The organism is Malonomonas rubra DSM 5091, from assembly GCF_900142125.1.
In the GTDB taxonomy this organism is placed as follows: Bacteria; Desulfobacterota; Desulfuromonadia; order Desulfuromonadales; family Geopsychrobacteraceae; genus Malonomonas; species Malonomonas rubra.
In genome coordinates, this window is record NZ_FQZT01000006.1 from 192,295 (window position 1) to 206,212 (window position 13,918).

At 53.2% G+C, this 13,918-nt stretch carries 12 protein-coding genes; 3 read left to right on the top strand and 9 right to left on the bottom strand.

Annotation, left to right across the window (positions count from 1 at the left end; genetic code table 11):
• Positions 1-60 precede the first annotated feature (60 nt).
• The 5 genes from BUB13_RS10240 to BUB13_RS10260 all read right to left on the bottom strand — a co-directional run bounded on the left by BUB13_RS10240 (position 61) and on the right by BUB13_RS10260 (position 7,615).
• Positions 61-1,695 (bottom strand): hypothetical protein, encoded by a 1,635-nt coding sequence (locus BUB13_RS10240; RefSeq protein WP_072908574.1) that lies wholly within the window; start codon positions 1,693-1,695, stop codon positions 61-63.
• Positions 1,696-1,995: 300 nt separating this feature from the next.
• Positions 1,996-3,444, bottom strand: coding sequence for a sigma-54-dependent transcriptional regulator (locus BUB13_RS10245; RefSeq protein WP_072908576.1), 1,449 nt, complete (start codon positions 3,442-3,444; stop codon positions 1,996-1,998).
• Positions 3,444-5,720 carry a sensor histidine kinase gene (locus BUB13_RS10250; RefSeq protein WP_072908578.1) on the bottom strand — a complete coding sequence of 759 codons (2,277 nt, stop codon included), beginning with the start codon at positions 5,718-5,720 and terminating at the stop codon, positions 3,444-3,446. The genes BUB13_RS10245 and BUB13_RS10250 overlap by 1 nt, the downstream gene beginning before the upstream one ends.
• A gap of 264 nt (positions 5,721-5,984) precedes the next feature.
• Entirely contained in the window at positions 5,985-6,770 is a 786-nt protein-coding gene (locus BUB13_RS10255) for an alpha/beta hydrolase (RefSeq protein WP_072908580.1), read from the bottom strand.
• A 62-nt stretch (positions 6,771-6,832) separates the two neighbouring features.
• Positions 6,833-7,615, bottom strand: coding sequence for an IclR family transcriptional regulator (locus BUB13_RS10260; protein ID WP_072908582.1), 783 nt, complete (start codon positions 7,613-7,615; stop codon positions 6,833-6,835).
• A 244-nt stretch (positions 7,616-7,859) separates the two neighbouring features.
• Between BUB13_RS10260 and BUB13_RS10265 the strand changes: the two genes are divergently transcribed.
• The gene (locus BUB13_RS10265; protein ID WP_072908584.1) at positions 7,860-8,315 is read left to right on the top strand and encodes a universal stress protein; all 456 of its coding nucleotides are present in this window, start codon (positions 7,860-7,862) and stop codon (positions 8,313-8,315) included.
• 63 nt (positions 8,316-8,378) lie between these two features.
• On the opposite strand, the gene BUB13_RS10270 is transcribed toward BUB13_RS10265, so the two are convergent.
• The 4 genes from BUB13_RS10270 to BUB13_RS10285 form a co-directional block, all read right to left on the bottom strand.
• Entirely contained in the window at positions 8,379-9,182 is an 804-nt protein-coding gene (locus BUB13_RS10270; RefSeq protein ID WP_072908586.1) for a sugar phosphate isomerase/epimerase family protein, read from the bottom strand.
• A 146-nt stretch (positions 9,183-9,328) separates the two neighbouring features.
• The gene (gene truD, locus BUB13_RS10275; protein ID WP_072908588.1) at positions 9,329-10,516 is read right to left on the bottom strand and encodes a tRNA pseudouridine(13) synthase TruD; all 1,188 of its coding nucleotides are present in this window, start codon (positions 10,514-10,516) and stop codon (positions 9,329-9,331) included.
• Positions 10,513-11,202, bottom strand: coding sequence for a tRNA (guanosine(46)-N7)-methyltransferase TrmB (gene trmB / locus BUB13_RS10280; RefSeq protein ID WP_072908590.1), 690 nt, complete (start codon positions 11,200-11,202; stop codon positions 10,513-10,515). Before trmB ends, truD begins: the two co-directional genes overlap by 4 nt.
• 18 nt (positions 11,203-11,220) lie before the next feature.
• Positions 11,221-11,538 (bottom strand): c-type cytochrome, encoded by a 318-nt coding sequence (locus BUB13_RS10285; protein ID WP_072908592.1) that lies wholly within the window; start codon positions 11,536-11,538, stop codon positions 11,221-11,223.
• Between the two features lie 146 nt (positions 11,539-11,684).
• On the opposite strand from BUB13_RS10285, the gene BUB13_RS10290 reads away from it, so the two are divergent.
• Both BUB13_RS10290 and aroF read left to right on the top strand, forming a co-directional pair.
• On the top strand, positions 11,685-12,845 hold the full coding sequence (locus BUB13_RS10290) for a pyridoxal phosphate-dependent aminotransferase (RefSeq protein WP_072908594.1): 1,161 nt from the start codon (positions 11,685-11,687) through the stop codon (positions 12,843-12,845).
• 56 nt (positions 12,846-12,901) lie between these two features.
• A complete protein-coding gene (gene aroF, locus BUB13_RS10295) occupies positions 12,902-13,912 on the top strand; it encodes a 3-deoxy-7-phosphoheptulonate synthase (protein ID WP_072908596.1) in 1,011 nt (336 codons plus the stop codon).
• Positions 13,913-13,918: the final 6 nt, after the last annotated feature.

Consider the following 13,918-nt stretch of genomic DNA (forward strand, 5'->3'; position numbering starts at 1 on the left):
GTTGCAAAGAAATTGCCTCCCACACACCAGGTGCGGGAGGCGATCGCAAAAGAGAGAATTCTAGTTGCCGCCGACCACCGAGGTTGTATCGCTGTCGACATTGTTGTCCAGAGCGACATCCGCCTCGATGTAAGCGCTTGCAGACCAGGTAATGGTGTCTTCGGTCGAAGGTGCAGTGAAGCGGAAGGTAAACTTCTGCGGCTCACTATCGACGGTGAACGGCTCGCTGAAACTGTAAAGCTGGGTGCCGTCCAGCAGGGTGCCGGTTACGCGCAGGGTGCCACTGGCGAAGGAGTCGAACAGGTTCTGAACTTCGGCCTTAACTCCTTTGCTGCCATCGGTCGCTACTGTGCGTGGGCCATCGACGGAGACGACGACGTCGATTTCTTCAGCGATCGGCTCCCCTTCATCTACACCGCCGATATAATCGACGCGGAGTTGAACGTCGTAAATTTCCATGCCCTTGTACTCGCCTTTGACGTACATCATCAGGTCGAGGTTGTCGGAGAGTTCGCAGTCGTCGATGGTCTGTTCATCGTCGATCAGGTCGCCTTTGAGCGGGTTGACGTCGAGGTAGTCACCCCAGTTGTCGCTGTTCTGCAGGATGATTTCGCCTGTTTCTTCATTGTGGATGGTAAGCAGGTCGATGGTGGTGGTTGTCAGATCGCCGCTGGTGTACTGTTCCATTTCGACGCCGGGCAGATCCTGGCCGTACTTGCTCGACTTGAAGCGATAGCGGGGATTCACGCCGCCCCAGGGATCCCGGTCGAGAGTGGTGTACCAGGCGTTGGTCATGTAGTCGGTGTAGTCGATGACGCCGTCATTGTCGAAATCGATTTCCATCGGGTTGTCAAAGTCAGCCAGCAGAGTTCCCGCGGGAATAAAATCGCCGTCGCCTTCAACTGAATCGACCGAGGAGAACCACTGGTTGCCGATGACATAGTACTGCGGCAGGATTCCCGTGGCGCCCTCGTTCTCAAAATCTTCCGGACGGATTTGATCGTTCGGGCTGTTGGAAATGCGGTGCTTGAATGTCAGGGTTGCCTTGGTGACGGTGTAGTTGCCGCCGACAAAACCTTCCGGTAGTGGAATCTGGGTGTAGAGACGGACCTCCGAAGGGGACTTGTTGATGTTACCCCAGCGGAACAGGTACTTACCGTCGTCTTTCAGCTTATAGGTGTAGTCGGTTCCCATCACCATCGGTGGCATCCAGGCAGCGTTGAGGATATGGTCCATGACACCGTAGTGCTCAGTCGAAGCTTTAACCGAATTACCACCCAAGCCTGCGGCCCAAGCGCCGTTCAGGCCGCCAGCTTTCCAGGTTTTTGTCTCGGGCGACTTGGCTTTGACGCCAATGACGTTGCCGGAGGCATCATAGATGTTGGCAATCCAGCCGTCATTGTATACGCCATCGCGTGGGATCGGCAGTTTCGATTCGAGCGGCTTGAAATCGACCGCGGTGAAGGAATACGCTGAGTCGATACCGAAGTAGGTGTAGTCATCTTTTGTGCCGGGGATCGGGTTGCTCAGGTCGAGACAGTCGGCCGAGCCGTAAACCCGTGTGTCGCACTGCACGTCGTCAATGGAAAAAACGTGAACCGGTGAATAGTAGGTTGCGGCAGTGGCCGACGCGGCAAAGACGCCGAGCATCGACAGCGATAGGCAAGTTTTCTTCAACAGGGAACGCATCTTCATTTTTCTACCTTTCGTGCTTTGCAGCATAAGGGATACTTATGCTGCTATGATGAATGGAAAACTTAATCATTTGGGTGTTGCAGCTGTTTTTGAATTGTTTTGTTGGGGGCTGTGCTTTTGATTAGAGCAAGGTAGGTGCCAAAATTGATATGCTGCTTAATGTGCTGAATTTACGATATTTTACGCTTTGACGGATTTCCCCCAGGTGCAACCCAGGTTGCGGATAATAGGTGGGACATAAAAAAGAGTAGAGTGATTTTAGGGGGTTGTGATTTTGCAATTAAAATTTACAGGTGCAGCTCAGGTTGCGCTGTTGTTTTCTTGACTATTTAACTTTTGTAGCCGTTTGCTCAAGGCTTGTCGGGTGATGCCGAGCAGGCTGGCGGCGAGGGTCTGGTTGTCTTTTGCTCGCTTCATCGCTTCACGCACGGCCTGATGGCCTAGCTCTTCGAGCGTTGGCATCTGTTGCGGGAAAGTGACATGGTTGGACAGTGGCAGGGGGGTGCCAGATTCGGCTTGGTCGCTGCTGATGATATCCTTTTCGCGAACGATGGCATCGCGGAAGCTCTGCAACGAGAGTTTATGCGATTTATGCAGACTGATAGCGTTGAATGCCATCGCCCGCAGCTCGCGGATGTTGCCGGGGAAGCTGTATGTCGACAGCAGGCCAATTAACTCGTGGGGCACCGAGGGCGGATTCTTCCCAAGTTTTTCCGCAGCTTCGCTGAAGAAATCTTCCAATAGCAATGGCAGGTCTTCGTGCCGATCACGTAGCGGCGGGACCTGGACATGGTGCGAGTAAAGACGGTAGTAGAGATCTTTGCGAAACTCTCCTTTGTTGACCTGCTCTTCCAGGTTGACGTTGGTGGCAAAAACGAAAGTCGTTTCAGACATTTTAGGAACATCGCTGCCGAGTGGAAAGTACTCCCCTTCCTGCAGCAGCCGCAGCAGTTTGATCTGTGACTGCATGCTTAAATCACCAATTTCATCAAGGAACAGGGTGCCGCCCTGCGCTTTGGCGATCATTCCCGGACGTTCCTTGTCGGCGCTGGTAAAAGCGCCGCGGGTGTGGCCGAACAGGGTGTCGCTGAAGTGGTTGTCGTCCAGCCCGGCTGCGTTGACGGCAACCCAGGGTTCGTTGGGGTGGCTGAGGTTGTGGAAGGCTTTGGCGACCAGTTCTTTGCCAACGCCACTTTCGCCCGTAATCAGAATCGGTTCGCCGCTGCCGGCGACCGCTTCAAGATACTGGAAGATTGCCCGCATGCGGTGATTGCGGGTCTGGAACTGGCTGAAAACATCAGGGTTGCTGAGCGGGTCGAGGAAGCGGCGCTTGAGGCGGAAGTTCTCTTTTTTCAGCTGCCGTATGGCAAAGGCTTGTTGGATGCCGGTCAGCAGGCGGTCTTTCTCGACGGTTTTTACATAATAATCAAAAGCTCCCTGCTTGATGCACTGGACCGCTGTCTCCACCTGGTTCATGCCGCTGAGGATGATGACCGGAACGTCCGGGTGGTCGGCGTGAATCATGGTGAGCAGGTCGGTGCCAGAAAGGTGTGGCATGGTCAAGTCGAGCAGTACCAGGCAGACTTCCTGTTCAGCCATGATCTTCATCACTTCCCGGCTGTCGGTGCACTTGATGGTGTTGTTGATTCCTGCCATCTCTTTCAGGGTGAGGGCAAGGCTGCGCAACCAGGGGCGCTCATCATCAACCATCAGGATAGGAAGTGCGGGGAAGAGGTTATTGTCTTTCATCAGACTGCTCCTGTTTGCCCGGCCGGCAGCGACATTGTCACTGTGGTGCCGTGACCTTCGCGCGAACTGAACGTCAGTTCGCCGCCGTGATCGGAGATAATTCGATTGGCGACCGACAAGCCAAGCCCGGTTCCGCCTTCTTTTCTTTTCGTGGTGAAAAATGGTTCGGTTATGTGCTCCAGGTGGTCCGCAGTGATGCCGATGCCTTCGTCGGTGACCTGAAGTATAGCGCGCTGCGCAATTGGATCGTACTTGGTGGTCACCCAGACGGCTTTGTCTTTGCTGTTGAGGGACTGGCAGGCATTGACGATCAGGTTGACGACAACCTGCTCAATGCGCTGGAAGCTGCCCTTGAAGCTTGGCAGTGATGTGGCGTAATGAGTGCTGAAGTGATCGCTGCTCTTCTTGATGGTATTGTTCAGCAGGCGCACCGATGTCTGCACCAGTTCGTTCAGATCGATCTGGTCGTTGTGGTCGGGTGTGTCATTGCGCGAAAAGTCCTTCAGATCGTTGACGATATGTTTGATCCGCTGGGTGCCTTCCAGCATTTCCTCAAACAGGTAGGGCATCTCCTCGTTGAGGTCGGAATAGTGCAGGCCGCCGAGGGAGAAGTCACCTTGCTGCTCATATCGTTCTTCAAGGATTGGCATGATACCGTCAAAAGTTTTCTTCAGCAGTTCGGCATTCAGCTTGATTAAGGCATTCGGGTTGTTGATCTCATGGGCGACGCCGGCAGCCAGTTCGCCGAGGGAGGCAAGACGGCTGGCACGGATCGCTTCATCCCTGAGGCGATTTTTCTCAGTGACATCACTTGCCAGCAGGATGGCGCTGGTGACATTGCCATTTTCGTCTTTGATCGGGAAGGCTTTTGCTTCAAGGACTTGCCCGTCCGGGCTGGTAATAGTCGCTTCAGCGTTTTCGCCGCTGGCCAGGGTGTCGATGGCAGGGCAGTTTTCACACAGGGCCGAATTGTTGTAGAGCAGCTTGCAGCAATATTCTCCTTCTTCGGTGCCGATCTGGCGATTAATGTAGTCGCCGCCTCCTTTGTTCGACCAGATGACCTTCATGTCGGGCGATATCAGGGTGAGGTTGTCCGGAATCCCGTTGAGAATAATCTGGAACTGCTGGGAGAGTTGCTTGTATTGCTGCTCCGCTCTGGTTCGTTTGATGTAATTGGTGCTGAGCAGGAAAATGATGGCGACTGCGGCCAGTAGTGATCCGATGATGCCGTAAAGAAGGTTTTTCGACAGCGGGTAGGTCTGCTGAGGCTGGTTGATGAATGTGGCGTTACTCGGCAGTAATTTCTCCTCAATGCCGAACTGCTTCAGCATCAAGCTGTCGAATCTCGGTGGTTGTTGCTTCGGGCGGATAATCGGCAGACTGTTGGGATCGTCGCCGGAAAGAATTTTCAGCGCCAATTCTCCAGCCAAGGTTCCTTGCTGGCGGTCGTTGGTCAAAGGTCCACCGACTGTTCCGCGATTGAAGTAGAGTTCCAGCGGGCTGTAGATCGGTCTGTTGTGGTGTTCGCTATCAAGCACGCAGGGCAGGTTGCCGTTTTCATCGGTGTAGAGGCCGTTGATGAAAATCAGGGTCTGCGGGTCTAGTTGCTGTAAGCGATGAGGCAGGGTGCCATGGTCGCAATTGTTCCAGAATTCAAATTCGAACAGGTTGAGTTCTTGTGTCAGCTTGCGGAGTTTTTCTGTTACCAGCGCACTTGAGTAGCCGGTGTCGCGGCCGATAAGAATAGCGCGTTTCGCTTCCGGATGCAGCCTGGCAGCCAGTTCAAACATGCCTTGATAATCGGGGTCCTGGATGACACCGGTGAGCATATCCTGACCGACCAGCAGCTCAGGTGGGAAGGATTCGATGGCGGTAAACACTATCGGGGTATCAATAAATAAATCGACCCGATGCTCCAGGGCAAAATGGAGCGCTTCGTTCCCGGAGACAATTAATAAATCAAAAGATTTTCCCTGGAGTTTGTAGTGCAGGATGGCGTCAAGCACATGGTTGAAATAGTCGGAATCGGGATGCCGCTTGGTGTCCATGTACTCGACATGAAAGTTGGGTGGCAGCGGGGTCTCTAACAGGGTCTTTTGCAGGCCGGACATGACTTCGTCGGTCGAAGGCAAGCCCGGATGGTAGGAATGAAGAATCAGGACATGTTTGTTGTTGCTGCCGACTTGAAGATGTGGCGTTGCATGGTTTGCGTAGGCAGTCATCAGGCCGGTCAGCAAAATCAAGATTGTCAGCAATGTGTAGCGTACGAACGACAAATCTGGTAACCCTCTGAAGTTAGCGATTTGGCGATTTTCTCATAAATTGATATGGAAAACCAGCTATTTAGGAGGTGACGATTTTTGTCACGAGAAAGCTCTCGATTTAGCTAAGGGTTGAGTGCTTAATGTTGACCGTTCCGTTTTTTCATCGAATGTCGCTAACCCATTGTAATTATCGGGAAACTTTCTTGATAATATCTGTAGTCTAATTCGGAATACAGGGGCGATGCAATTGTGCGACCCGATTTTATATCGAGAGGCTCAACTGCTGAGAAGGAAACTAGCGCTGCGCTGGAGGACGTCCTCGCGAAAAGGATTCTCTGGAGACGTCAGGACATGCGGCGCTTCGGGACCGTAGCAGTGATAGGTTTTATTCTCGCTTCCGAGCCGGTCGAAAATCTCTTTTCCAGTGCCGGGTGCGACTGTTCGGTCGCCTTCTGATGACAGGATGAGGGCTGGCGTTATTATTTCTGGGAGAAGAGGAGTCACTTGCTTACGTAGCCGGTTAAGCTGGACGACCCCCTTGAGTGGTCGTTTTTCATAGTAATACGGTTGATCCTGCGGGCTGATAACCCGTTTCTGGTAGCGGATGAAGGGAGCCAGCTGACGAGCAAAAGGGGAGAGACGGTGCTTCAGGCGCAGGTAGGGGGCGAGCAGGACCATGCTGTGCAACTTATAGCGGTGAGCCAACAGTAAGATCAGCAGGCAGCCGGTACTGAGACCAGCGGCGGACAGCGGTAATTGTAATTGCTGCAGAAGTTTATAGCCGCGGATTGTTGTCGCCAGCCACTCCTCGGCTGTTCGCGTGGCCAGGTCTTCCGCGCTCGTCCCGTGACCCGGCAGGCGTACAGCGAAAACAGCAGCTCCTCTAGCCAGTAAATGCTCTGCCAGTGAGTTCATTTCCCAAGGGGTGGAGCCGAAGCCGTGAACCAGCAGGACCGCTTGTTTGGCTTCGCAGGCAGGCATGCGCAGATAGGGCAGATTGTGGGGATGCGTTACCCCCTCCTGCTGTGCCAGTGTTATCTCCTGCTCAATGCTTATCTTCAAACGAGCTCCAAAGCAAAAGGCCCCATGCGGGGCCTTTTTGTAAAGTAAGTCTGACTTTTGAACTATTTCGGGTAGCCGAGGCGGGTCGAAAGATCGGCCGCTGCTTTCAGAACCAGCGGGACCAGCTCTTTGTCAACGCGGTCGTTGTCAAGACGCATGCTGGGGCCGGAGATGCTGATGGCACCGACAATGCGACGGGTGTAGTCGCGGATCGGAGCAGCAAGGCAACGGACTCCGGCGTCAAGCTCTTCGTCGTCGAAGGCGTACCCTTGCTCACGAACCTTGGCCAGTTCGGCTTTCAGTGCTTCTGGAGAGGAGAGGGTGGTCGGCGTGTGCTGAATGAGCTTGATATTACTGAGCAGGTCATCCAGTTCCTCTTCGTTCATGTGGGCCATGTGAACCTTGCCCGCTGCGGTGCAGTATGCCGGCAGGCGTGAGCCAACGCGCGAAACGACACGTACGGTCAGGCTGGTTTCGACAACGTCGAGATAGACTGTGTGATGTTCTTTGTAGATAGCGACGTAGGAGGTCTCGTTGCAGTCTTCTACGATATCTTCAAGAATTGGCTTGGCCTGGCGCAGCAAACCCATTTGTTTGATGAAGGTCTGACCCAGTTCAAGCGCTTTCAAACCGAGACGGTAGTTTTCAGTCGCTTTATTCTGCTCGATATAGCCGCGTGACTCCAGTGTGGCCAGAAGTCGGAAGACGTTGTTTTTATGCAGCTTAAGTCGCTTGCTCAGTTCGGTTACGCCCAACTCGTCGACATCGTCGTGAAACTGTTCTAAAAGGTCGAGTGCATGCGAAACCGCTTGGATGATATATTCCGACTTGTCTTTTTTGACCATTGTGTTTATATCCTTCTTGGAAATTTCTTATATATATAAGACAGCGATTCTAGCTCTGTGAAAGAGTGCTGTCAAGACGTATAGGGGTCAGTTCTTGACAAAGCATGTATACGATCTTCAATGAACTATAGAACGCCGTTTTGTTTTTGTCAATCAATGTGGAAATTTAGTCTTATTTTAGTTTGTTGACAGCCTGAGTCCGGTTGGCTAGGATGTGCAAAACCTGACCTTGGAACAAGAGCAAATGCTTAATTTAAGCAAGAAAATCATAGTTGCTATCGATGGTTCCCCGGCTTCTGACAAGGCCGCGGAAGAAGCTGTCAGGCTGACCAGGGCCACCAGCGGTGAACGGTTCAGCAGCACACTTTATGCCGTTATTGTCCTCCCGGCACAGGACGCTCCGGCACTGACTGATCTCTCTCTGGCACCTAAACGAACACGTGGTGACGACTGGGCGGAGAAGCAGCGGCGGATTTTTTACGTTGTTGACAAGGCGGCGGAAGAGGCCGGTGTAAACCTTCGTAAAGAGGTGATCTACGGCGAGGTCGACGAGGCTTTACTGAAGTTCGCTGAAGAAGAAGAGTGTGACCTGATTGTCATCGGCGCGTCCGGGCGGGGTCGATTGTCGCGGATGCTGCGAAGTTCGATTTCCACCAAAGTGGCGCTCAATGCGCTTTGCTCTGTTTACATCGTTCGCTAAGCGGAACTGTTTCATAAGGACGAGGCAGGCTGTCAAATTTTGGCAGCCTGTTTTTTTGTGCCCTCAGACAGCGCTCTGCAGAGCCTGACCGGTCTGTTCGCGAATATAGGTAAGAATTTCGCTCAGGCTGGCGCAGATCAGTTCTTCACTTTCGGGCAGTTCGCTCGGCGTTAATTCCAAAGTGAGGGTGCCGTCGTAGCCGGTCTGTTGCAAGTGATTGAGGAAGCGGGTCAGCGGCAGTTTTCCGTGCCCAGGCAGCAGGTGCTCGCGGCCGTTCGCATAATCGGAAAAGTGCACGTTGCGGATGCGGCCACTATTGTAAAAGTGGTGAAAATCGGTCAAAAAGTTTGTTTTGTATGTACCCATGTGGGCGGTGTCGAAGGTCAGGTAGAGGTTGTGCTTGTCCATGAAGTCGATCATGGCCCCGGTGTTGCTCAGAAAATAGGGATTGCAGCCGAGGGGGCCGGTGGCTGGCATGTTTTCGATCGTGACGATGACCTCGCCCTCTCCGACGTCCTGCTGAAAGTCGGAGATTTTGTTCATCCAACGCCAGAATTTGCGTTCCAGCCCCAGCCAGACCGGAGGGTGAAAGTTGACCAGCGGGATGTCGAACAGTTTGGCCAATCGAACAGTCTTGTTCAGCTGGTCAATTTTATTGCCCCAACCGTTGATTTCGAAAAAGGGCGCGTGGATCGAAGCAACTGGAAGAATTTCAACAACCTCTGCCAGCAGTTCTTTTCCCGCTCCGTACTCGTAGTCATGATTGATAATGATTTCAATGCCGGCAAAGCCGACATCGCGCGCGATCTCGAAAACTTTACGCGGAGGGAGAGTATGAAGGGAGCCTGCAGAGAGATTTATTTTCATCGGTACAGCGTTTCCGCCAAATCCGGAAGTCAGCCGGAAAGCAGTTGGTTCACTGCTCCGGGGTCAATAAAACAACATTTGATCAGTTCTGTTTATCAAACTGCTTCCAACCTGTCAATCGGCATCTCCAGATTGTTAATGAAGATTTATTTGATTATTTCAGCTAAAACGCTGGTCGCGTAGCTCCCTTTAGGCAAAGAGAATTCGAGCAAAAGTTGGTTCTCTGCTGGTTGACTGAGATTGATGTTCTGGATCGGAGCCCGCAGTGGTCGGCGCTCTCCCGGCATCGCCAATCCTTCTTTAAGTCGCCAACTCTCGTAGCTCAGCCCGGCGTTCGTCAGGCATTCTTTTTCATCTGCTCCTGGTTTCTGCTCAGCCTGCATGGCTTTAAATCCGAACAGTGGAGCCGTTGGGCTGATCTCGAAACGTTCGGCGCGCGGCTGTTCGATTTTTGCCGATTCAACCCGGAAGCAGGCGCCATTCTCATGTTTGTAGGCGATGTCTCCATCAAAGAGTTGATCAAGGTTTGGCAGGCGGTTTTCAAGCAGCTGGTCGAACAGTTGTGATTGGCAGGCGGACAGGTAGAGACGCAGCAAGTTTCGCGGTAGAGACAGGGCTGCCTGTTGATGAGATTTCCCTGCCATCAGGGCCTGTACCAACCGTCGCTCATCCCGCATCCGCTGCGGCAGCAGTTCAAGGCAGCGGGATAGGTTTTCCGCGCGGTAGGCGGTCGCTGCCGCTTGCCATTGCGTGTTGCGGATCAGCGCTGGATCGCCGAGCAGCTCGCGACAGAACGCCTGGTAGTTTTCCTGCAGTAGCAATAACCCCAAATTGGCAGAGTTGCCGAGCAGGCCATAGCGTTGTTCGCCAAAGCGGTTCGGGACACCGGTGCTGGCCAAAACATCAAGAATTGCCTGTGCACGCTTTGCCCCATCCGGGCCGACGTTGCGCAAGCGGATAGAGAAACGGTTTCCCGCCAGATGGCCGAGTCGTAATTTATTGCCGTGGCGATTGCTGTTAATGATCGTCGCCTGTCGCAATCTCGCCTGCTGCAGTTTTTTTTCACAGCGCGCCGGGACCGAGATCATTTGCCGGGTGCGGGCACGGGCATCTTTCAGCCCGGCGTAGCCGATTTCGCGATCCTTTATTCTTAGCTCTTTTTTTAGCTGGTTGAGCAGTTCGTGAGTGCTGATCCCCTCTTTCTCGATCCAGAGGTAAAGGTGTTCGCCCACACCGGAGCAGGGGTAAAGGGGGATTTCCTCAACTTGGAAATCCTGCGCTTCTTGCTTGTAGATTCCACCGGTTCCTGGCAGATCCGCCGTCAGCAGCTTCACTCATCCTCCTTGGCCCAACGCAAGCGGAAACCCTTCTGGATTTTCGGCGCAGGAATGACGACCCCTTCTTTTTTGCGGTAGCGGCAAAGGTAGATCGGTTGGCCCAGGTCGAGAAAGCGGCGCATGTACTTGGATATTGGGTAATCACCAAGTTCGTGTGTGTAAGCTGTGCTGTGGAGGTTTTCAAAGCGCTCGTCAGCTGCCAGCAACTCTCCGGTGGCTTCGCCGTAATCAACAAAGTCAGTGGAAAAATTGAGGATACCGCCCGGCTGCAGGCAGTACAGCACCAAATCGAGGAAACTTTTATTCAGCAGGCGGCGCTTACGGTGGCGTTTTTTCGGCCAGGGGTCGGGACAGTTGATGTAGATAGCCTGCAGGCTGTCTTTGCCCAGGTGGTGGTGCAGCAGGTAGCGCGCCTCCATCCGCATCATGCGGATGTTGTCCAGCCCCGACTCTTCGATCCGGGTACAGGTTGCGCGGCAACCCTGGTTGAAGATGTCGATGGCGATGAAATTATATTCAGGCTGGCGGGCTGCTATCTGCACAACGAAGTCGCCGATACCGCAGCCGATTTCGAGACAAAGTGGTTTGTCGTTGCCAAACAGAGCTGCAAAGCCATCGGCTTTTTTCAGTTGTGCTTCAGGGATGAACACGGGCGATGTGATCAGGGTCATTCTCTGGGACATGGTGGTTCGATCTTTTCTTTATTGCAGGTTGTAAAGATAGTCGCTTATCTGCTTCAGCTCTTTTTTCGAGGTGGTGTTGTAGCTGGGCATGAATGCGTCGGGGTTGGGTTTCAGATGATCGACCAGGTGCTGTTCGATCTGTTTAGCCGTTTTGCGGCTGCCGATTTTATCCAGCGTCGGCGCCAGACTGCCTCCTTCACCAGCCAGGTTGTGGCAGGCTTTGCAGCCGAGAGCGTTGATCAGGCCAAGGGCCTCCGGCGATTCCTGTTGTTCGGCAAACGCTGACAGGGGAATCAGGATGAATAAAAGAAAAATAGAGAGTTTTTTTATCAACACCGTGGGATCCGTTACGCTGAACTTTTGCCCACTTTACCTGCTGTTGCCGCTGATTGCAACGGTTCTGCCGGGTTGTCGGGAAATAGAGTTGCAATCGCTTTGGGCGGGGATTAAGCTGGGCGACGAAGAAAAAGGAGTCGTGTTTTATGCAGATCAAACTGTCACAGCGTTCACAACTGGTCACGCCCTTTCTAGCGATGGAGGTGATGGAGCGCGCCAAAGAGTTGGAAGCCGCCGGGCGTGATATTATCTACCTCTGCCTGGGAGAGCCTGACTTCCCGACGCCACCGGCAATTCTTGCTGCAACAGGCCAGGCACTGGCCGAAGGCGCGACATCTTATACTCATTCGCTGGGCTTGATTGAATTGCGGCAGGAAATCTGCCGTTTTTACCGTGATCAGTATGCAGTCGTGATCGAACCGGAGCAGGTGATTGTTTCCTCAGGAACCAGCCCGTTGATGCTGTTGCTCTTTACCGCTATGCTGGAAGAGGGAGACGAGTTTATCCTGCCTGATCCCGGTTATGCCTGCTATCCCGGATTCGTCAAGTTTTCCGGTGGTGTGCCTGCGCTGGTGAAGACGTCGGCGGAGGATGGATTTCAGCCGCAACCTGAGCAGGTTCAGGCGTTGATCAATGATAAAACCCGTGGCTTGCTGATTAATTCGCCCTCCAACCCGGCCGGATCGGTGCTCAGTGGCGCACAGATGCAGGCGTTGGCCGAGTTGCCGATACCGATCGTTTCCGACGAAATCTATCACGGGCTGACTTACCAGGGCGAGGAGCGCTGCATCCTCGAGTTTACCGATGATGCTTTTGTTCTCGGCGGTTTTTCCAAGGCCTATGCCATGACCGGATGGCGACTCGGCTATTTGATTGCGCCTAAGCCCTGCGTCCGTACCCTGCAGACCCTGCATCAGAATTTCCTGATCTGTGCCAATCATTTCGTCCAGCGTGGCGGAATCGCTGCTTTGCAGCAGTGTGCTGATGACGTCGCCGATATGCGCGAGGTGTACGACAAACGTCGGCAGGAACTGGTCAAGCGTTTGCGCGAGCTTGGCTTTGGCGTTCACTTCGAGCCGAAGGGAGCCTTCTACGTCCTCGCTGATGCTCGTCATATAGATACAAATTCACAAAGACTGTCCCTTGATATTTTACAAAAAACCGGAGTGGCCGTGACGCCTGGAATCGATTTCGGTGAAGGGGCTGAAGGCTTTCTGCGTTTTTCCTACACGCGTCCGTTTGATGAAATCGTTGTTGCGCTCGAGCGTATCGAGGGGTACTTGCGGCAGAGAGGCAAGCTTCCGTAAGCCGATTTGAGCAGCTTTGCGGTTTTTGCCGCAAGAAATAATAAAGGAGAGAAATCATGTTGATTGTTATGCATCATCACGCCACGGATGCACAGATTGATGAGGTGATCAAGGCGGTTGAGGCGATGGGCCTGAAGGCTGAGCCGATTCCCGGCAGTCTGCGGACCGCTATCGGTGTTCTCGGCAACCAGGGCTATGTTGATGATTCTACCATCCGCACCCTGTCCGGCGTGCGGGAGACGATTCACGTCAGTAAACCTTACAAAATGGTTTCGCGTGACTTCCATCCTGAATCTACGGTTGTCAATGTTGGGGGGGTCAGGTTTGGAGATAGTGAAAAGCCGGTTATGATTGCTGGGCCCTGTTCTATAGAAACGGAAGAACAGATGATGGCTGCAGCCGAGCAGGTAAAATCAGGCGGCGCACAGATGTTGCGTGGCGGCGCTTTTAAGCCGCGCACAGGTCCTTATTCTTTTCAGGGATTGGGGATTGAAGGGTTAAAATATCTGCAGCGAGCGGGTAAGGCCTATGGTCTTCCGGTTGTGACTGAGGTGATGCGTATCGGTCAGCTTGAAGCTGTCTGTGAGCATGCCGACATGGTGCAGATTGGTGCGCGCAATATGCAAAACTTCGATCTGCTGAAAGAGGTCGGTAAGACCAGGCATCCGGTTTTGCTCAAGAGAGGAATGAGCGCAACCATCGAGGAATTTCTGGCTGCCGCAGAATATATCCTGGCCGAAGGCAATGATCAGGTGGTGCTCTGTGAGCGGGGTATCCGTACTTTTGAAAAAACCACCCGCAACACACTCGACCTCTCGGTTGTGCCGCTGATCAAAGAGATGAGCCATCTGCCGATCATCGTCGACCCAAGTCACGCCACCGGAAAACGGAATCTGGTAACATCGATGGGTAAAGCTGCGCTGGTGGTCGGGGCACATGGCTTGATGGTCGAAGTTCACCCTGATCCAGCAAGAGCGTTGTGCGACGGTGCGCAAAGCCTCGATGGTATCGGCTTTGCCGAACTGATGAAGGATATCAACGGCCTGTTCGAATACCTCGGTTATTAAAAACGC